We start from the raw sequence: 20,529 nt of genomic DNA on the forward strand, positions 1-20,529 counted from the left end.
TAGCGGTCGCAATGGCTGAGTGCCTTCGCGTGGCAGCGCTCGACGCAGGTGTGGCGGCGAAGCAGCACGGCACTCTGTGCGGGCGCAGCGCCCATCACGGCAATCTTTGGCGAAGCGCGCGTGCGTGCTCCCAAGGAAGCGCGCGCGCATGTGTGTCGTGTCTGCAGGACACCTCCAGTCGCCTGCTTTCGCCACGGGCTATGTACGCCGCGCACCGCGTGTTCTTGTAGGAGTTGCTTCAGCCGCGACAGGCGACCGGTAATGCTCTGTCGCGGCTAATCCCGCAAAGGGGAAGAGCCGCACCTACGAGGTGATCGAGTGTCGTTGCTGCCGCAAAAGCGTGTTTTGGAGGTGACGTGAAGCTGCTGCTTCGGCGGTGCAGCGCAACTGGATCGCGCTGACTATTCGCGCATGCGGGCATATCGCCTTGAGCCGCTGCGCTGTTTGCGCTGCAGCGCGCCCATAAAAAAAAGCGGCCCGAAGGCCGCTTCTTTCATGCTGCAACGGGAAAAGCGTGGATCAGCTGCGATCCTTGTGCTCGTCGCCGTCCGCCTTGTCCGCGGCATGCGGCGCATGCGCTGCGGATTGCGCGGCAGTGGCGGCGCGTTCCTTCTTCGCCGCCTCGTCTGCAGACACGACCTGCGCCTGGGCAGCCGGGGCGGCAACGGACGTTGCGGTGTCGTCGCTTGCCGGCGTGGCCGATACGCTCTCGGTCGACGCTGCGGCCGCTGCTGCACCACCGTACGGAGCCTGCGCCGGTGCATCGGCGAAGGCGTCGAGCAGAGTGGTCTGCACCGGGACGTAAGCCGGCTTGGCCGGGGCAGCCTCTTCGGCACGCGGCTCCACGGAAGCGGTGGGCGCGGCGGTGACGGCCGGCGCTGCGCTCGGCGGAACGACGGCAGCTTCCGCCGGCGCGGTGACGCCCGCCGGATCCTCGACCGTGGTCGTGGTATCCGCGGCGTCCGGCTCCGCGACCGGCGCCTTGGCGGCGGTGGCGGTCGGTTGCTCGACGGCAGTGGTGACTGCCTGCGGTTGCTGCGTGGTCGGGGCGACGGCAGGCGTGGCGCGTTCGGCCGGTGCCGCGGCGCGGTCGGTGGTCACAGTCTCCTGTGCGACCGGCGTGGTCTCGGCGACCGGCGCCGGTGCTGCCGGTGCCGCCACCACCGTGTTGGCATGGGCGACGGCCGCATCGCTGACGCCCTGAGCCGCAGCGGCTGGCGCGGGCGATGCGATCACGGTGTCGGCAGGCGCGGACGGCTGCATCGGTGCGGTGGCTGGCGCAGGCACGGGGTCGACGGTGATCGGCGCGGGGGCCTGGGCTGCGTCGCTGGCCGGTGCCGCTGCACTGACGGCAGCCGGACGCTCACGGCGCTCGCGCTTTTCCTGCGGCTCGCGCTTTTCCTGCACGGGCGGCTTGGGTGCGGGTGCGTCGGTGGCACCGTCGTCGTCGAAGTCGAACTCCGGCTGGCTGCGGCTCGGCGCCGGCGCGCTTTCGCCGTCGCTGTCGCCGGCATCCAGATCGGCATCATCCAGCCCGGCGGTATCGCCGGCGGCACCGGCTTCGCCATTGCCACGACGACGACGACGTCCACCGCGACGGCCGCGACGACGGCGGCCACCGGCGTCGCCGGTGCCGTCCTCGCCCTCGGCGCCTTCGCCGGCGGGCACAGCCTGCGCGGTTTCCGCGGCGCTTTCGCGTTCATCGATGCCGGCTGCTGCGGCGGCAGGCGCCTGTTGCACCGGTGCGGCGGCGGCTTCGACAACCACTGCCGGCTCCTGGGACGCGGCGCTCGCGCCACCGGCGACCGCAGCGGCGGCCAGGGTGGTGGCGTCCTGCATCGGCGTCACGGGTGCGGTGGCGACGGGCGCGGCCTGCTGCTTGGCCACGGCCTCGTCGGCGCGCGGCTGACGCGGCGGCTTGTCGCCCTGCACGGCGGCCTGTGCCGGATCCTGCTGCGGCTTCGGCTGGCGCGGCGGGTTCTGCGGCTGCTGTTGCTTCGGCGGCTTGGGCGTTTGCGGCTGCTGTTGCGGCTTGGCCTGCTGCGCGGCCTGCTCGTTGCGCGGTGCCTTGGGCTGCTGGTTCTGCTGCGCGGCCGGCGCAGTGGCGCCATTGCCGTTGCCGTTGCGGCGTTCGTCGCGGCGCGCATTGCCGCCGTTGCCGTTGCCGCGGGCGGCATTGCCGCCCTGGCCGCCGTTGCGGCGCGCGTTGCGGTCGTTGCGATCGCCACGGTCGTTGCGGTTACGGTTGCCGTCCTGCGGGCGTTGGCGCTGTGCCGGCTCGGCGGCGGCCGGGGCGGCGGCCGGGTTGTCGCCGGCGCCGAAGATGCGCTTCAGCCAGCCGACCACGCCGGTGGCCGGCGGTGCGACCGGGGTCGGCGCGACGACCGGCGCCGGTGCCGGCGCGGCCACCGGTTCCTCGGCCGGTTCGCGCACCGGGGCCGGCTGCGAGTGCTTCACATTGGTCACCGCAGGCGCCGGAATGTTCAACTGCGCCTTGGTCAGCGCATGCACCGGCAGCTTGCGCGGGGTGCCGCGCTGGTAGCTGGGCTTGGTGCTTTCCTCGCCCAGTTCGTTCTCGCGCAGGCGGGTCACTTCGTAGTGCGGGGTGTGCATCTGCTCGTCGGCGACGATGACGATCGGCGCGTCGTGGCGCTTCTCGATCTCGCTGAGCGCGCGGCGCTTCTCGTTGAGCAGGTAGTTGGCGATCTCCACCGGGGCCTGCACCAGCACCTGTCCGGTGTTCTCCTTCATCGCGTGCTCTTCGGCGACGCGGATGATCGACAGCGACAGCGACTCGACGCTGCGCATGCGGCCGTGGCCATCGCAGCGCGGGCAGACGATCTGGCTGGACTCGCCCAGCGACGGACGCAGGCGCTGGCGGCTCATCTCCAGCAGGCCGAAGCGCGAGATACGGCCGATCTGCACCCGCGCGCGGTCGTACTTGAGCGCGTTCTGCAGGCGGTTCTCGACCTCGCGCTGGTGCTTGTTGGAGGCCATGTCGATGAAGTCGATCACCACCAGGCCGCCGAGGTCGCGCAGGCGCAACTGGCGCGCGACCTCTTCGGCCGCCTCCAGGTTGGTCTGGAACGCGGTGTCCTCGATGTCGCTGCCCTTGGTGGCGCGCGAGGAGTTGACGTCCACCGCGGTCAGCGCCTCGGTCTGGTCGACCACGATCGAGCCGCCGGACGGCAGGCGCACACTGCGCTCGTAGGCGGCCTCGATCTGCGACTCGATCTGGAAGCGATTGAACAGCGGGATGTCGTCGGTGTAGTGCTTGAGCTTGCGCAGGCTCTGCGGCATCACCTGCTGCATGAACTCCTGGGCGTCGCCGTACATCTCGGCGGTGTCGACCAGGATCTCGCCGATGTCGGCGCGCAGGTAGTCGCGCAGGGCGCGGATGATCAGCCGCGATTCCTGGTAGATCAGGAACGGCGCCGGCTTGGCCAGGGCGGCCTCGGCGATCGACTTCCACACCTGCAGCAGGTAGTCCAGGTCCCACTGCAGTTCTTCGGCATCGCGGCCGACGCCGGCGGTGCGGATGATCACGCCCATGTCGTCGGGGATGTTCAGCTTGTCCAGCGCTTCCTTCAGCGCGGCGCGGTCTTCGCCCTCGATCCGGCGCGAGACGCCGCCGGCGGTGGGCGAGTTCGGCATCAGCACCATGTAGCGGCCGGCCAGGGAGATGAACGTGGTCAGGGCAGCGCCCTTGTTGCCGCGCTCTTCCTTGTCCACCTGGACCACGACTTCCTGGCCCTCGCGCAGCAGTTCGCGGATCGTCGCCTTGTTGTGGTCGACGCCGGCCTGGAAGTAATCGCGGGAGATTTCCTTCAGCGGCAGGAAGCCGTGACGCTCGCCGCCGTATTCGACGAAGGCCGCTTCCAGCGAGGGCTCGAGCCGGGTGATGCGGCCCTTGTAGATGTTGGACTTCTTCTGTTCCTTGGACGGCTGCTCGATGTCGATGTCGTACAGGGTCTGGCCGTCCACGATGGCCACACGCAGTTCTTCTGCCTGCGTGGCGTTGATCAGCATTCGCTTCATTGTTGCGTTCCTCGCGCTGCTACCGCGCGGAACGCCATGGGGTTTCGCTTCTGGTCACGCTTCGTCGCCCATCGCGCAGGCGCGGGGTGGGCGTCTTGGGTTTCCAGCGCTACGACACCACGGCGAGCCGCGGGAGCGCTTCTTGCTTTTAGGTGGTTCAGGACCGGCGGCGACTCCAGCCAGGCTGGGCGCCGCACGGGGCATGTTCAGCGCGGACGCTTGCGGCATCCGGCGATGGCCGGGTAGGCCGGTGAGCCGCTAACATGGCCGCCCCGGGGGCGGTGGTCGCGCACTGTGCCGGAATCGTCGTAAGCCGGGCTTCTGGCCCTCAACTAACTTCCAACGAAATCAAACCCTTATCTCGCCCCCCGAGTGTAACAGAATAAACTGCCTGATGACTTCCCCCCCGATCCCTCCAAAGCCGCGCGATGTCGCGACCAGCGCGGTGCGCATTCTCAAGGTCCCGGAAGACAGGGCCGGACAGCGCGTAGACAATTTCCTGCTCGGCCAGCTCAAGGGCGCGCCGCGCAGCCTGATCTACAAGCTGATGCGCAGCGGCCAGGTCCGGGTCAACGGCGGCCGCACCAAGGCCGAGCGCAAGCTCGAGGCCGGCGACGAAGTGCGCATCCCGCCGGTGCGGCTGGCCGAGGAGGGCGAGAAGAGCGCGCCGCCGGATGCGTTCATGGCCCGGCTGGAGGCGGCCATCGTCTACGAGGACGCGCGGCTGCTGGCGCTGAACAAGCCGTCGGGCGTCGCCAGCCACGGCGGCAGCGGGATCAGTTTCGGCGCCATCGAGACGCTGCGTGCGCTGCGTCCCAATCAGTCGCTGGAACTGGTGCACCGGCTCGACCGCGACACCTCCGGGCTGCTGATCGTGGCCAAGAAGCGCTCGGCGCTGACCGAGCTGCAGGCGCTGATGCGCGAGGACGACCGGGTCCAGGGGCGGGGCATCAGCAAGCGCTACCTGACCCTGCTGGTCGGACGCATGCCCGACGGCACCATGAGCGTGGACGCGCCGCTGCACATCGGCCTGCGCCAGGGCGGCGAGCGCCACGTGCAGGTGAACGCGGCGGGCAAGCCGTCGCTGAGCCATTTCCGGGTGCTGGAACGGCGCGGCGGGCATTCCTATTGCGAGGTGCGGATCGAGACCGGCCGCACCCACCAGATCCGCGTGCATGCGCAGCACCTGGGACATCCGGTCGCCGGCGACGACAAGTACGGCGATCCGGCGGTCAACAAGCGCCTGCGCGAGCAGATTGGGCTCAAACGCCTGTTCCTGCATGCCGCCTCGCTGGAGTTCAGCCTGGACGACGGCAAGACGCCTTATCTATTGAATGCGCCACTGGCCGACGAACTGGCCGAGGCGCTGAACCGCCTCGGCTGAGGCAGGCGCGCCGGGAGCGGCATCGCTGCCGCTCCCGGGTTGGGCTCAGCTTTCGTGATGGTCGTGGTCGTGGCGCCCGTCGTGGTGGGCGGGGGTCGGGCGCTGTGCCGGGTGCGACTCGGCTGGACGCGGCGCCGGCATGCGCGGCGGTGGCGAGAACCGGGCGACGCGCTGCTCCTGGCGTGGTTCCGGCATCGGTGCGCGCATCGCCTCGCGCGGCATCTCCGGCGCCCGCGCTTCGCGTTCGGGCGCCGGCGCATGCCAGGCCTGGGCGCGCGGGGCGTCGGCCGGCATCGCCTGGCGCGGCGGCTGCGTGCGTGCCATCTCGCGGGCGAAGCCGGAGGGCTGCATGCCCGGGTCGCCGTGCCGCGACGGTTCGGCGACGCGCGCTTCCGGCATGCCGCCACGATTGGCGACGGCCTCGTGCGGCACCGGCGTGGGCGTCAGCGCCTGCGGCACCGGGCGGCCATGGAACTGCGGGACCGGCATCGACGGAGCCGCGCGCGGTGCGTTCGGCTGGGCCATCGCCACGGTATGTGGCGGTGCCGCAGCGCGCTGGGCGAAGCCGGGCAGCAGCCGCGGATCGCGCGCGGCGGCCATGGCCGCTGGCGTGCCCGGGCTCGGCAGGCGCTGCACCGGCGGCGGCATCGCCGCGACCGGGCGGCCGGCCTGCAGCATCTGGTGGGTGAAGTGCGGCATGCTCTGCGGCATCGCGCCCGGCTGGGCGCGGGTCGGCCCGAACGCCGCGGCCGGCATGCGTGCGCCCATCGCCGCGGCGGTCATTGCGGCACCTGGAGCATGCGTGGCGGCGAAGGCCTGCTGACCGCCCGGCCCACCCATCGGTGCGGCCGGCGGCGGCGCGCCGCGGTAGTCGTTGTGCACGTAGCTGCGGTTGTCGTAGTGGTTGTTGATGATGGTGGTGCGCGGCGCGTACACGCTGTTGCGGTAGACCACGTAGTTCGGCGCCGATGGCGGCGCGTTCCAGTTCACCCCCCAGTTGTTCCAGCCCCAGCTGTGCCACGGCGGTGCCGGTTCCAGCCAGCCGAACACGCTGTGGTGGTGATGTTCGAGCGCGTCGCCGACCAGCACGCCGACGCCGAAGGAGATGATGCCGGCGGTGACCAGGTCGCCGGTGTCGTAGTAGGGGCGCGGCGGGCGGTAGCGGTACTCGCGGTAGACGTTGACCGGTGCGCCGTAGACCACGTCGGGGTCGTAGCGCGGCACGTAGACCACGTCCGGCTGCGCCGGCTCGATCACGATGGTGCGGGTCGGCGGTGGTACCGCGTCGGCATAGGCCGGCGCCGGTTCGACCACCGTGCGCTGCACCACCTGCACGCGCTGTTGCGGGGTGCTGCGCAGGTGGCCCTGCGCCTGCGCACGCTGGCGCATCACCTGCACCGCGTCCAGCACCTGGTTGGGGTCGTGGGCGTAGGCATCGCCCAGCGAGCGGGTCCAGTCGCCGTTGCCGGCCAGTTGGTCGACCACGTCGGGGAAGGCGGTCAGCGCCTTGACGCTGGGGTCCCAAGGCTGCGCCGCGGCCGCCTGCAGGCGGTCGGTGGCGGACAGGGTGCGGTTGTTGCGCAGCCAGTCCTGCGCGGATACCACCTGATCCGGATACACCGAGGCGGCGAGGGTCTGCGCCAGCAGCTTGTCCGGGAACAGCGCGATCGGCGCCACCAGTTGATACAGCTGGTCGGCGGTGGGCGGTACGTAGGGGGCGGGCGCGGGGGCCGCGGCGGGGGCGGGCGCATCGGCCTGGGTCGCGGGGGATGGCGTTTCTTGTCGCTGACAGGCGCCCAGCGCCACCACGCTCAGCGCGGTGAACAGGGCCAGCCTGGCCGGGGGTAGGGGACGGAACTCCATGCGACACCTCATCGAGCGGGGCGAAGGTGGCCGCAGCATGCGCCGCCTTGGGTGTCTGCGACCTTTCTGCGCAGCGTCGCCGCGCGGGCCAGCGAGCGCGCGTTCAGGCGGCGCCCACGGGCACGCTCAGACCGGCGCGGACAGGCGGAACAGCACCAGGCTGAGCGCCAGCGTGGCCATGCCCGCGACCAGGCCGTACACCGTCTCGTGCCCCTGCGCGTAGCGCTTGGCCGCCGGCAGCAATTCGTCCAGGGCCAGGAACACCATCACCCCGGCGATCAGCCCGAACACCGCGCCGAACACCGCATCGGACAGGAAGCGCGCCAGCGCGACGTAGCCGATCAGCGCGCCGATCGGCTCGGCCAGGCCGGACAGCAGGCTGGCGCCGAAGGCATAGGACTTGCGCCCGGTGGCGTAATGCACCGGCACCGCGATGGCGATGCCCTCGGGGATGTTGTGCACGGCGATGGCGAAGGCCAGCGGCATGCCGACCGCCGGGCTTTCCAGCGTCGCGAAGAAGGTGGCCAGGCCCTCGGGGAAGTTGTGCGCGGTGATCGCCACCGCGGTGAGCAGGCCGACACGCTTGACGTAGGCACGGTTGTCGTCGCGGAACAGTGGATCGCGGCTGTTGAGGCTTTCGTGCGGATTGGGTACCAGCCGGTCGATGGTCACGATCAGCACCATGCCGGCCAGGAACGCCAGGGTGGCGTAGGCTTGGCCCAGGCGCGGATCGAAGGCCTCGCTGAAGGCGGCGATCGACTTGCCGAGGATCTCGGTCAGCGACACGTACACCATCGCGCCGGCGGAGAATGCCAGGCCGAAGGCGAGCAGGCGCGGATTGGGCCCCTTGCTGAACAACACCAGCACGCTGCCCAGGCCGGTGGCCAAGCCGGCGGCGAGGGTCACGCCGAGCGCGACCAGGACATTGTGCAGCGGGATATCCAGCATGCGCCGGCGGCTCCTAGGAAGAGGCGTCGATCAAACCCGGCGCGGTGCGGGTGTCGCGTGAAGGCGCGCCGCGCGCGCCCATGGTTCAGCCAGCCTTGTGCGCCTGGGCGTCCAGCGCGAAGCAACGGTCCGGGCGCGGCTGCGGCGGATTGAAATTGACCGGCACCTGGATGGTCCACGGCACCGCCTGGCCGTTGCGGGTGGCGGGCTTGAAGGTCCAGCCGCGCACGGCCTCCTGCGCCGAGGCGTCCAGCTTGGCCTGGCCGCTGCCGGCAACCACGTCCACCTCGGTCGGCTTGCCCTGCACGCCGACCACCACCTTCAGCACCACCTTGCCGCCAACACCGGCGCAGGCCACGTCGATCGGATAGTCCGGCGGCGGCGTCTTCACCGCGGCGACCTCGGTCGGCGGCTGCGCCACGGTGTGTTGCTGCGATTGCTGGGATTGGCCGCAGGCGCTGAGCAGCACGGCGCTCAGGCAGGCCAGGGGGAGCAGACGGCGGGCGGTAGCGGTGGCGGTCATCGGGTTCATTCCGGAAGAGCGGACGCCTTGGCGGCGCAGATGAAGTCGTTCTCGCTGAGGCCACCGACATCGTGGGTGGAATAGCGCACCACCACGCGGTCGTAGTGCACGCCCAGGTCGGGGTGGTGGTCCTCGCGGTGCGCGATCCAGGCCAGCGCGTTGACGAAGGCCAGGGTGCGGTAATAGTCGGGGAAGCGGAAGGTGCGGCTGATCGCGGTGCCGTTCTCCACCACGTCCCAGCCGGGCACCTGCGGCAGCAGTTCGGCCAGGCGCGCCTGGGTCAGTTTGTATTCGCCGCCCTTGCAGGGCGAGCAATGGGCCTGGACGAGCGGGATCAGGTCGTTCATGGTGGTCTCTGCGGTGGAACGGACAGGGCCGGTCAACATACCGCCCGCGACGAGCGCAGGGCGTGGAAGGGTCTAGAATACCCGCATGATCCAGATCTCAGACAACGCACAGGCCCATTTCCGCAAGTTGCTCGAACGCGAGGCCGTGCCCGGCATGGGCGTACGCCTGAGCGCGGTCGATGCCGGCACCCCGCGCGCCGATGCGCGGCTGGAGTTCGCCGAGCCGGCGGACCTGGCCGGCGACGAATGGGCGATCGATTGCGCCGGCTTCACCCTGTACGTGGCAGCCGACAGCGTCGGCTGGCTCGACGGCGCGGAAATCGACTACGTCACCCAGGGCACCGGCCAGCAACTCACCATCAAGGCGCCGAAGATCAAGGGCGAAGCCCCGGGCGAGGCGGCCTCGCTGGTGGAACGGGTGCGCTGGGTGGTGGAAAACGAGGTCAATCCGCAGCTGGCCCAGCATGGCGGCCGCGTGGCGGTGCAGGAAGTGTCCGCCGATGGCGTGGTGCTGCTGCGCTTCGGCGGCGGCTGCCACGGCTGCGGCATGGCCGACGTGACCTTGAAGCAGGGCATCGAGAAGACCCTGATGGGCCGCGTGCCGGGCGTGACCGCGGTGCGCGACGCCACCGACCACGACACCGGCAGCGCCCCCTACATTCCGCGCGATTCGGCCGCCTGACTTTCCACTGCCGGTGACGCGCGCCACCGACATCCTCGATGCGCTGTTGGCGCGCACGCCGCGCAAGCTGCTGCGCGATCGCCGCACCGGCCTGCCGTACGCGTGGGCGCACTGGATCGCGGCGCAACCGGTCGTGCCTCGGCCGTTTGCAGCCCCCGAGCTGATCGCGGCGATGCCGCCGGCCTCGCCGCCTGCGACCCTGCGCCTGCCGGCCTTGCCGCTGTGGCAGGCGTTCCGCCGCCTGTGGTGGCAGCACTGGGATCCGGCGCCCTACGACCAGCGCTGGTGGCGGCGCCTGGCCGTCCTGCTGAGCTTGTTGCTGCACCTGCTGTTCGCGGTGTTTTTGCTGTGGGTGGCGTTCGTGCGCTGGCTGCCGCCGCGCGCCGACGCGGACGCCGCCGGGCGCGTACAGGTGGAATTCGTCGGCCGCGGCACGCCCGCCGAACGCGGTGGCGGTGCGCCGGCCGAGGCGGCCGCCGCTGCAACGGCGGCGGCGCCGACCCCGCGTGCGCAGCACGCCGCGACCGCGCGCTCGCGCCCGACGCCGCCGGCTGCTGCAGCGCCCGCACCGGCCGCGGCGCCGACTCCGGTTCCCGCTCCAGCTCCCGTTCCGCCGGTGCCCACGCAGACCACGGCCAGTGCGCCGCCACCGCCGGCGGAGCAGCCGCTGCAGGTGACCGAGACCCCGACGCCCACCCGCGACTTCGTGCTGCCGCCACCGCCGAGCGTGCGCGTGCCGGTGCCGACACCGCGCGCGGTGGTGCCGCCGGACGTGCAGGTGCCGGTACGCGAGGTCGAGGTGGTCACCGACGTGCCGACCGTGGCCCAGCTGCGCCCGCGCGACATCGCGGTGCCGCGCCCAGTCGCACCGCAGGTGCAGGTGCGCGAACGCGAGGTGCCGGCACCGCTGCCGCAGGTGCAGGTTCCGGCGCCGCAGCTGCGCACGCCCGAGCCCACGCCGGTGCCGCGCAGCGCCGAGGTACCGCAGGTGCGTCAGATCGAAGTGCCAACGCCGAGCACCGCTACCGCGAGCGCGCCCATGCCAGCACCGGCGACCGCTCCGGACGCAGCGCCGGCCAGCGCGCCGACAGCGCAGCAGGCGCCGGTCGCAGCAGCCGGTGCCGCCGCCAGTGCGCCCGCCAAGCCGACCGCGCCCGCGGCCGGCACCGCGCCGCCCGGGAGCCAGGCCGCGGCCCCGGGAAGCGGCCCGGCCCCGGTCGCTCGCGATGGTGGCTGGGCCACGCCGCAGCGTGGCGACGACTGGGGCGCGGCTGCGCGCAACCGCTCCGGCGATGCCGGTGCCGGCGCCAGCAAGGGCGGCGGCTTGTTCAATGCCGACGGCAGCGTGCGCCTGGCCGATGGCCGCGGCAACGACCAGACCCCTGCGCGCAGCGCGCCCGGGTCCGAGACCGACAGCTGGACCCGCGAGCGCATCGAAAAGGCCGGGGAGTGGCTCAAGCGTCCGCCGTACGACTACACGCCGACCTCGTTCGACAAGTACTGGCTGCCGAACGCGACCCTGCTGGAGGAGTGGGTGCGGCGCGGCATCAAGTCGGTGAAGATCCCGATTCCGGGCACCACCAGCAGCATTTCCTGCGTGATCTCGATCCTGCAGGTGGGTGGTGGCTGCGGCATCACCGATCCCAATCTCAACGAGCAGCCGGCCGGCGCGCGGCCGCCACCGAACGTGCCGTTCAAGCGCGAACTGCAAGAGGACAACGGCAGCCGCTGAGCGCGGCGATGACTGGATCGGGACGGGTTCGTTGTCGCTGTGCGATGCGGGATGCGCCGGGACGGCGTGCGCCATGCCTGGCTGCACACCGGTCATGCCGATCGCGATGGGGAGTCGGCCTATGCCGAGCGAGACGTCGACATCGGCGCGTAGAACACCGCATCCACCACGCTGCTGATGTCCGGGATCGCCCGAGCGTCCGGCACGTCATGCGACGTGCGGGATGCCTGGCGATGGTCGGCTCAGTTCACGCCGTGCAGGTCGCGCAACTGGCTGCTGCGCGAGCCGAAGTAGGCGGCCAGGTCGGCGATGTCCTGGTCGCTCAGCTGCGCCGCCTGCGGGCTCATCAGCGGATGCGTGCGGGTGCCGCCGCGATAGGCCTGCAGTGCGTGCGCGAGATAGTCGCCGTACTGGCCGCCCAGCTTGGGGTAGGTCGGGTCGATCGGCGCGTTGCCGTCGGCGCCATGGCAGTCGATGCAGCTCTGCCCGGTGGCCTTGCCTTTGGCGTGGGCCAGCTTGTCGCCGGCCTCGATGCGCCCGCCGGGCAGGCCGGCGGAGGAGCCGGAACCGTGCTCGCCGCTGGCGTGGCCGGGATCGCCGGCGGATTTGCTGGTGGATTCCACCTGCGATTGCGAACAGGCCCCCAGGCACAGGGCGGCAAGCAGGACGAGGGCGGGACGCAAGGCGTGCGCGGCGTTCGGCATGGGAGGCCTACTTGAGGGTGGACAGGAAAGCGGCGATGTCGGCGATCTCCTGGTCGGAGAAGCTTTCCGCCTGGGCCTGCATGGTCGGATGCTTGCGCTTGCCGAGCCGGTATTCGGTCAGCGCCTGGGTCAGGTACTGCGCCGACTGCCCGCCGATCTTGGGGATGCGGTAGCTGGGGTAGGCGTTCTTGTAGCCGGTGACGCCGTGGCAGCCCTGACAGGTGTAGGTGAGCACCCGACCATTGGCGGCATTGCCCTGCACGGGCGCGGGTGCCGCGGCTGCGGCTGCGGGAGCGGCGGGCGCCGGCGCGGTCTGCGCCATGGCCGGGGCGGCCCCAACGGAAACGAGTACGGCCAGAGCAAAACAAGCGGCTAGCGGCTGCGTGCGCATGGTTTCGTGGTCCGGAGGACGGATTGGGGTTCCGGCGTGGGGGAACACGGAACGGCCCGAGTATAGCCTCACCTTTCGCGGCTCCGAAACTGGCCGTGGCGAGGGACCCGTGACCTTTGGGGCATTCGGCATGGTGTCGATTGGTGATCTACTTATCTACAACACCATTCACGCCATCCACCGGGGATACGACGATGACGCGACCGCTCACGCGCCGCACTGCCAGTTGCGCTGCCGCGCTGTTGGTCACCACCACGCTGCTGCTCAGCGCCTGCAAACCGGCCGCCGAAGCCAAGGCCAAGGCCGCCGACAGCGAGAAGGCGCCGGAGGCGGTGCCGGTGGAGGTGGCCGTGGCCAGCCGCCGCGCGGTGGCGGCCAGCTACAGCGGCACTGCGGCGCTGGAAGCCCGCGCCGAATCGCAGGTGGTGGCCAAGACCTCCGGCGTGGCCCTGGCGGTGCTGGCCGAGGAGGGCCAGCAGGTGCGCGCCGGGCAGCCGCTGGTGCGGCTGGACCCGGACCGTGCGCGGCTGGCGCTGGCGCAGAGCGAGGCGCAGTTGCGCAAGCTGGAGAACAACTACCGGCGCTCGCAGCAGTTGGTGGGCCAGCAACTGGTCAGCGCCGCCGACGTCGACCAGATCAAGTACGACCTGGCTAACGTGCGCGCACAACACCAGTTGGCGTCGCTGGAACTTTCATACGCGACGGTGACGGCGCCGATCTCCGGGGTGATCGCCTCGCGCTCGATCAAGACCGGCAACTTCGTGCAGATCAACACGCCGATCTTCCGCATCGTCGACGATTCGCGCCTGGAGGCCACGCTCAACGTGCCCGAGCGCGAACTGGCCACGCTCAAGACCGGGCAGCCGGTGACCCTGCTGGCCGATGCGCTGCCGGGCAAGCAGTTCCGCGGCCGGGTCGACCGCATCGCGCCGGTGGTGGATGCCGGCAGCGGTACCTTCCGCGTGGTCTGCGCCTTCGACGAGGGCGCGCAGGCGCTGCAGCCGGGCATGTTCGGGCGCATCCGCATCGATTACGACCAGCGCGCCGATGCGCTAGTGGTGCCGCGGCTGGCGTTGCTCGACGATGGTGAGCCGGCGGTGTTCCGCGTGGTCGCCGGCAAGGTCGCGCGGGTGCCGGTGATGCTGGGCTATGCCGAAGGGCCGTGGGTGGAGATCCGCCAGGGCCTGCAGCCCGGCGACCAGGTGGTCACCGCCGGCAAGGTCGCGCTGCGCGACGGCAGCCGCGTGCAGGTGATCGCGCCGCAGCGCGAGGTCGCCGACGCCGCGCCGGCCACCGCCGCCGGAGCGCGCTGATGCACGGCGCCGATCCCGACGCGCACGCGCCGCCTGCGCCCGCCGCTGCGCACGGCGGCGGCCTGGTGGAATTCGCCACCCGCCGCCGCGTGACCATCGCGATGATCACCCTGACCATGCTGCTGTTCGGCGCGATCGCGCTGCACGGGCTCAAGGTGAACCTGCTGCCGGACCTGAGCTATCCGACCCTGACCGTGCGCACCGAATACGCCGGCGCCGCGCCGTCGGAGATCGAGACGCTGGTGACCGAGCCGGTGGAGGAAGCGGTCGGCGTGGTCAAGAACCTGCGCAAGCTCAAGTCGGTGTCGCGCACCGGGCAGAGCGACGTGGTGCTGGAGTTCGCCTGGGGCACCAACATGGACCAGGCCAGCCTGGAGGTGCGCGACAAGATGGAGGCGCTGTCGCTGCCGCTGGAGGCCAAGGCGCCGGTGCTGCTGCGCTTCAATCCGTCCACCCAGCCGATCATGCGCCTGGTGCTGTCGAGCAAGACCGCCGCGCACAGCGACGCCGAGGCGGTGCGCGCGCTGACCCAGTTGCGCCGCTACGCCGACGAGGATCTGAAGAAGAAGCTGGAGCCGGTGGCGGGCGTGGCCGCGGTCAAGGTCGGCGGCGGCCTGGAGGACGAGATCCAGGTGGATATCGACCAGCAGCGGCTGGCGCAGCTCAACATGCCGATCGACACGGTGATCGCGCGGCTCAAGGACGAGAACGTCAATCTCTCCGGCGGGCGCCTGGAGCAGGGCACGCAGCGCTACCTGGTGCGCACGGTCAATCAGTTCGCCGACCTGGACGAGATCCGCAACCTGTTGCTCACCACCCAGGGCGCCGGCGGCAACGCGGCGGACGCGGCCTTGCAGCAGATGTATGCGATCGCCGCCTCCACCGGTTCGGAAGCCGCGATCGCGGCCGCGTCGGCAGCGCAGAGCGCGACGTCCAGCACGACCACCATAGTCGCCGGCGGCATGCCGATCCGGCTCAAGGACGTGGCGCAGGTGCGGCAGGGCTACAAGGAGCGCGAGGCGATCATCCGCCTGGGCGGCAAGGAAGCGGTGGAACTGGCCATCTACAAGGAAGGCGACGCCAACACCGTGTCCACCGCCGCGGCGCTGCGCAAGCGCCTGGAACAGCTGCAGGCGCAGATCCCGGCCGACGCCGAGTTGACCACGTTGGAAGACCAGTCGCGCTTCATCGAGCACGCCATCGGCGACGTAAAGAAGGATGCGGTGATCGGCGGCCTGCTGGCGATCCTGATCATCTTCCTGTTCCTGCGCGACGGCTGGAGCACGTTCGTGATCGGCCTGTCGCTGCCGGTGTCGATCGTGACCACGTTCTTCTTCATGGGCCAGCTCGGGCTGAGCCTCAACGTGATGTCGTTGGGCGGGCTGGCGCTGGCCACCGGCCTGGTGGTGGACGACTCGATCGTGGTGCTGGAAAGCATCGCCAAGGCGCGCGAGCGCGGCCTGAGCGTGCTCGATGCGGCGATCGTCGGCACCCGCGAGGTCGGCATGGCGGTGGTCGCCTCGACCCTGACCACGATCGCGGTGTTCCTGCCGCTGGTGTTCGTGGAAGGCGTGGCCGGGCAACTGTTCCGCGACCAGGCGCTGACCGTGGCGATCGCCATTGCGATCTCGCTGGTGGTGTCCATGACCCTGATCCCGATGCTCAGTTCGCTGAAGGGCCGCCCGCCGCTGGCGTTCCCGGTGGAGCCGGCGGCGCCGCGCTGGCAGCCGCAGCGCGGCTGGCTGAAGCCGCTGGCCTGGAGCCGCCGCGGTGCCGGTGCGGCGGTGCGCGGCGTGTGCTTCGGCGTGGCCTGGTCGTGCGTGCGGCTGTGGCGCGGCGCGATGGCGGTGGTCGCGCCGGTGATGCGCAAGGCCAGCGACCTGGCGATGGCGCCGTACGCGCTGGCCGAGCGCGGCTACCTGCGGCTGTTGCCGGGCGCGCTGGCGCGTCCGGGTTGGGTGCTGGGGCTGGCGGCGCTGGCCTTCGCCGCGACGCTGGCGGTGGCGCCGCTGCTGGGCGCCGACCTGATCCCGCAGCTGGCGCAGGACCGCTTCGAGATGACCGTGAAACTGCCGGCCGGTACGCCGTTGCGGCAGACCGACGCGCTGGTGCGCGAACTGCAGGAGGTCCACGGCAAGGATGCGGGCGTGCAGGCGCTGTACGGGGTCAGCGGCAGCGGCACCCGGCTCGACGCAAGCCCCACCGAGAGCGGCGAGAACATCGGCAAGCTGACCATCGCCATGGCCGGCGGCGGCAGTGCGCAGTTCGAGGCGCAGCAGAGCGAGCGCATGCGCGCGACGATGCGTAACCACCCGGGCGTGCAGGTCGGTTTCAGCCGGCCCGAGCTGTTCAGTTTCTCCACGCCGCTGGAGATCGAACTGCGCGGCCAGGATCTGCAGACCATCCAGCACGCCGGGCAGAAACTGGCGGCGCTGCTGCGCGGCAACGGCCATTTCGCCGACGTCAAATCCACGGTGGAGGAGGGCTTCCCGGAGATCCAGATCCGCTTCGACCAGGAGCGCGCCGGCGCGCTGGGCCTGACCACGCGGCAGATCGCCGACGTGGTGGTGAAGAAGGTGCGCGGCGACGTCGCCACCCGCTACAGCTTCCGCGACCGCAAGATCGACGTGCTGGTGCGCGCGCAGCAGAGCGACCGCTCCAGCGTCGACAGCATCCGCCGGCTGATCGTCAATCCGGGCAGCAGCCGGCCGGTGACCCTGGACGCGGTCGCCGACGTCGTCGCCACCACCGGGCCCAGCGAAATCCACCGCGCCGACCAGATCCGCGTGGCGATCGTCTCGGCCAACCTGCGCGACATCGACCTGGGCGGCGCGGTACGCGAAGTCGGCGCGATGGTGGCGCGCGATCCGCTCGGCGCCGGCGTCGGCATGCACATCGGCGGGCAGGGCGAGGAACTGGCGCAATCGGCGCGCTCGCTGCTGTTCGCGTTCGGCCTGGCGGTGTTCCTGGTGTACCTGGTGATGGCCTCGCAGTTCGAGTCGCTGCTGCATCCGTTCGTCATCCTGTTCACCATCCCGCTGGCGCTGGTCGGCGCGGTGCTGGCGCTGCTGCTGACCGGCAAGCCGGTGTCGGTGGTGGTGTTCATCGGCTTGATCCTGCTGGTGGGCCTGGTGACCAAGAACGCGATCATCCTGATCGACAAGGTCAACCAGTTGCGCGAGGAGGGCGTGGCCAAGCGCGCCGCGCTGATCGAAGGGGCGCGCTCGCGACTGCGGCCGATCGTGATGACCACGCTGTGCACATTGTTCGGCTTCCTGCCGCTGGCGATCGCCAGTGGCGAGGGCGCCGAGGTGCGCGCGCCGATGGCGATCACCGTGATCGGCGGGCTGCTGGTGTCGACGCTGTTGACCCTGCTGGTGATCCCGGTGGTCTACGACCGCCTGGATCGCCGCGCCGACGCGTACTACGCCGAGCGCGGACGGCGCGCGCGGCAGCGCGAGCACGGCGAGCAGCGCTTGCAGGACGGTGAGGGCGCACCGGCATGAGCGTCGCCGAGTTCAGCATCCGCCGTCCGGTCACCACCATCATGTGCTTCGTGTCGTTGGTGGTGGTCGGGCTGATCGCGGCCTTCCGCCTGCCGCTGGAGGCCTTGCCGGACATCTCCGCGCCGTTCCTGTTCGTGCAGCTGCCGTACACCGGCTCGACCCCGGACGAGGTCGAGCGCAACCTGGTGCGGCCGACCGAGGAAGCGCTGGCGACGATGACCGGGATCAAGCGCATGCGCTCGACCGCCACCGCCGACGGCGCCAACATTTTCATCGAGTTCTCCGACTGGGACCGCGACATCGCCATCGCCGCTTCCGACGCGCGCGAGCGCATCGACGCGATCCGCGCCGATCTGCCGGCGGACCTGCGGCGCTACAACGTGTTCAAGTGGTCCAGCAGCGACCAGCCGGTGCTCAAGGTGCGCCTGGCCGGCGCGGCCGACCTGACCGGCGCCTACGACATGCTCGATCGCGAGTTCAAGCGCCGCCTGGAACGCATTCCCGGCGTGGCCAAGGTGTCGGTGTCCGGCGCGCCGCCGAACGAGGTCGAGATCGCCATCGCCCCGGACCGGCTCAGCGCGCACAACCTCAGCCTCAACCAGCTCAGCGAGCGCCTGGGCAAGCTCAACTTCTCGCTGTCGGCCGGGCAGATCGACGACAACGGCCAGCGCCTGCGGGTGCAGCCGATCGGCGAACTGCGCGACCTGCAGGAACTGCGCGATCTGGTCATCGACAGCAAGGGCCTGCGCCTGGGCGACATCGCCGAGGTGCGGCTCAAGCCGACCCGGATGAGCTACGGCCGGCGCCTGGACGGACGCCCGGCGGTGGGCCTGGACGTGTTCAAGGAGCGCAGCGCCAACCTAGTCGAGGTCTCGCGCGCGGTGTTGGCCGAGGTCGAGCAGATCCGCAAGCAGCCGGCGCTGAGCGACGTGCAGATCAAGGTCATCGACAACCAGGGCAAGGCGGTGACCTCGTCGCTGGCGGAACTGGCCGAAGCCGGCGCGGTGGGCCTGCTGCTGTCGGTGACGGTGCTGTTCTTCTTCCTGCGCCACTGGCCGTCGACGCTGATGGTGACCCTGGCGATCCCGATCTGCTTCGCCATCACCCTGGGCTTCATGTACTTCGCCGGGGTCACCCTCAACATCCTGACCATGATGGGCCTGCTGCTGGCCGTCGGCATGCTGGTGGACAACGCCGTGGTGGTGGTGGAGAGCATCTACCAGGAGCGCGAGCGCATGCCCGACCAGCCGCAGCGCGCCTCCATCGTCGGCACCCGCAACGTTGCCATCGCGCTGTCGGCCGGCACCCTGTGCCACTGCATCGTGTTCGTACCGAACCTGTTCGGCGAGACCAACAACATCAGCATCTTCATGTCGCAGATCGCCATCACCATCTCGGTGTCGCTGCTGGCGTCGTGGCTGGTGGCGGTGAGCCTGATCCCGATGCTGTCGGCGCGCATGCGCACCCCGGCGCTGGTGCATTCCCCGCACGGACTGATCCCGCGCCTGCAGCGCCGCTACGCGCGGGTGCTGGCCTGGTCGCTGGCGCACCGCGGCTGGAGCGTGAGCGCGATCGTGCTGATCAGCGCGCTGAGCGTGATCCCGATGATGCAGACCAAGAAGGACATGTTCGGCGGCGACGGCGGCGAGCAGGTCTTCATCGGCTACCAATGGAAGGGCGCCTACACGCGCGAACAGATGGCCGAGGAAGTGACCCGGCTCGAACGCTTCATCGATGCGCGCCGCGCGCAATACCACGTGACCCAGGTGTATTCCTGGTTCAGCGAGGAGGAGGGCAGCAGCACCACGCTGACCGTGGACCTGAAGCAGGTCCGCGACCTGCCGGCGCTGATGGAACGCATCCGCAAGGAACTGCCGCGCTCGGCGCGGGTGGATTTCCACGTCGGCAACAGCAACGGCGGCGATGGCGGCAACGGCGGCGGGCAGACCGTGCAGGTGCAACTGGTCGGCGATTCCACCGAGGCGCTGCGCGCGCTGGCCGACGACGTGGTGCCGGTGCTGGCGCGGCGCAAGGAACTGCGCGACGTGCGCGTGGACAGCGGCGACCGCAGCACCGAACTGGCCGTGCGGGTGGACCGCGAGCGTGCCGCCGCGTTCGGCTTCAGCGCCGAGCAGGTTGCCAGCTTCGTCGGCCTGGCGCTGCGTGGCGCCTCCTTGCGCGAGTTCCGCCACGGCGACAACGAGGTGCCGGTGTGGGTGCGCTTCGCCGGCGCCGAGCAAACCTCGCCGGAGGATCTGGACAGCTTCAACGTGCGCACCCAGGACGGGCGCAGCGTGCCGCTGCTGAGCCTGGTCGAGACGCAACCGCGCGCGGCCGCGACCCAGATCGCCCGCACCAACCGCCAGACCACGCTGACCATCACCGCCAATCTCGGCGCCAAGGTCACCGCGCCGGAAGCAAAGCAGGCGATCGAGGACACGCTCAAGGCGGTCAGCTTCCCGGTCGGCTACCGCTACAGCTTCGACGGTGCGGACGGTCAGGACGACGACCAGGCCAGCCAGCAGATGCTGTTCAACTTGCTGATCGCGCTGCTGATGATCTACGTGGTGATGGCCGCGGTGTTCGAATCGCTGCTGTTCCCGGCGGCGATCATGAGCGGCGTGCTGTTCTCGGTGTTCGGCGTGTTCTGGCTGTTCTGGATCACCGGCACCAGCTTCGGGATCATGGCCTTCATCGGCATCCTGGTGCTGATGGGCGTGGTGGTGAACAACGGCATCGTGATGATCGAGCACATCAACAATCTGCGCCGGCGCGGCCTCGGCCGCACCGAGGCGCTGATCGAAGGCTCGCGCGAGCGCCTGCGGCCGATCATGATGACCATGGGCACGGCGATCCTGGCGATGGTGCCGATCTCGCTGACCACCACGCAGATGTTCGGCGACGGTCCGGCCTACTACCCGATGGCCCGCGCCATCGCTGGCGGCCTGGCGTTCTCGACCGTGGTCAGCCTGCTGTTTCTGCCGACCATCTACGCGATGCTCGACGATCTCAGCAATGGCGCGGCGGGCTTGGTGCAGCGCGCGCGTGGTGTCGCCGCACCGCAAGCCGCATGAGCTTTTCGTAGGAGCTTTTCGTAG

General features: G+C 70.5%; 13 protein-coding genes. 6 read left to right on the forward strand and 7 right to left on the reverse strand.

The annotated features are described in order from the left end of the window. Positions 1-519 precede the first annotated feature (519 nt). Positions 520-4,038 carry an Rne/Rng family ribonuclease gene (locus tag QN245_RS09470; RefSeq protein WP_317845149.1) on the reverse strand — a complete coding sequence of 1,173 codons (3,519 nt, stop codon included), beginning with the start codon at positions 4,036-4,038 and terminating at the stop codon, positions 520-522. A gap of 394 nt (positions 4,039-4,432) precedes the next feature. On the opposite strand from QN245_RS09470, the gene QN245_RS09475 reads away from it, so the two are divergent. Further along, the gene (locus QN245_RS09475) at positions 4,433-5,422 is read left to right on the forward strand and encodes an RluA family pseudouridine synthase (RefSeq protein WP_048490262.1); all 990 of its coding nucleotides are present in this window, start codon (positions 4,433-4,435) and stop codon (positions 5,420-5,422) included. Positions 5,423-5,467: 45 nt separating this feature from the next. Here QN245_RS09475 and QN245_RS09480 read toward each other — a convergent pair whose 3' ends face one another. The 4 genes from QN245_RS09480 to QN245_RS09495 all read right to left on the reverse strand — a co-directional run bounded on the left by QN245_RS09480 (position 5,468) and on the right by QN245_RS09495 (position 9,103). Continuing rightward, complete coding sequence (locus QN245_RS09480) at positions 5,468-7,285, reverse strand: DUF3300 domain-containing protein (RefSeq protein WP_184447845.1); 1,818 nt, start codon at positions 7,283-7,285, stop codon at positions 5,468-5,470. 126 nt (positions 7,286-7,411) lie between these two features. After that, positions 7,412-8,233: a zinc transporter ZupT gene (zupT, locus tag QN245_RS09485; protein WP_184447846.1), complete on the reverse strand. Its 822-nt coding sequence runs from the start codon at positions 8,231-8,233 to the stop codon at positions 7,412-7,414. 85 nt (positions 8,234-8,318) lie between these two features. Continuing rightward, on the reverse strand, positions 8,319-8,756 hold the full coding sequence (locus QN245_RS09490) for an energy transducer TonB (RefSeq protein WP_184447847.1): 438 nt from the start codon (positions 8,754-8,756) through the stop codon (positions 8,319-8,321). Positions 8,757-8,761: 5 nt separating this feature from the next. Continuing rightward, the gene (locus tag QN245_RS09495; RefSeq protein ID WP_184447848.1) at positions 8,762-9,103 is read right to left on the reverse strand and encodes a 4a-hydroxytetrahydrobiopterin dehydratase; all 342 of its coding nucleotides are present in this window, start codon (positions 9,101-9,103) and stop codon (positions 8,762-8,764) included. A gap of 85 nt (positions 9,104-9,188) precedes the next feature. Between QN245_RS09495 and QN245_RS09500 the strand changes: the two genes are divergently transcribed. Continuing rightward, positions 9,189-9,785, forward strand: a complete 597-nt coding sequence (locus QN245_RS09500; protein ID WP_184447849.1) for an NfuA family Fe-S biogenesis protein — start codon at positions 9,189-9,191, stop codon at positions 9,783-9,785. Positions 9,786-9,798: 13 nt separating this feature from the next. Further along, positions 9,799-11,517, forward strand: coding sequence for a transmembrane repetitive protein (locus QN245_RS09505; RefSeq protein WP_184447850.1), 1,719 nt, complete (start codon positions 9,799-9,801; stop codon positions 11,515-11,517). A gap of 242 nt (positions 11,518-11,759) precedes the next feature. Here QN245_RS09505 and QN245_RS09510 read toward each other — a convergent pair whose 3' ends face one another. Beyond that, the gene (locus tag QN245_RS09510; RefSeq protein WP_019800789.1) at positions 11,760-12,221 is read right to left on the reverse strand and encodes a c-type cytochrome; all 462 of its coding nucleotides are present in this window, start codon (positions 12,219-12,221) and stop codon (positions 11,760-11,762) included. Positions 12,222-12,228: 7 nt separating this feature from the next. Beyond that, on the reverse strand, positions 12,229-12,612 hold the full coding sequence (locus QN245_RS09515; RefSeq protein ID WP_026143839.1) for a c-type cytochrome: 384 nt from the start codon (positions 12,610-12,612) through the stop codon (positions 12,229-12,231). Positions 12,613-12,806: 194 nt separating this feature from the next. Between QN245_RS09515 and QN245_RS09520 the strand changes: the two genes are divergently transcribed. From QN245_RS09520 to QN245_RS09530, 3 genes are read left to right on the forward strand one after another with little or no spacing between them, the layout of a single operon-like run. Next, positions 12,807-13,925, forward strand: a complete 1,119-nt coding sequence (locus QN245_RS09520; RefSeq protein WP_184447851.1) for an efflux RND transporter periplasmic adaptor subunit — start codon at positions 12,807-12,809, stop codon at positions 13,923-13,925. Then, on the forward strand, positions 13,925-17,431 hold the full coding sequence (locus QN245_RS09525; protein ID WP_184447852.1) for an efflux RND transporter permease subunit: 3,507 nt from the start codon (positions 13,925-13,927) through the stop codon (positions 17,429-17,431). Before QN245_RS09520 ends, QN245_RS09525 begins: the two co-directional genes overlap by 1 nt. Then, on the forward strand, positions 17,428-20,505 hold the full coding sequence (locus QN245_RS09530; protein WP_184447853.1) for an efflux RND transporter permease subunit: 3,078 nt from the start codon (positions 17,428-17,430) through the stop codon (positions 20,503-20,505). Before QN245_RS09525 ends, QN245_RS09530 begins: the two co-directional genes overlap by 4 nt. Positions 20,506-20,529 lie beyond the last annotated feature (24 nt).

Origin of the sequence: Xanthomonas rydalmerensis, from assembly GCF_033170385.1 — a bacterium.
GTDB classification, from domain to species: Bacteria; Pseudomonadota; Gammaproteobacteria; order Xanthomonadales; family Xanthomonadaceae; genus Xanthomonas_A; species Xanthomonas_A rydalmerensis.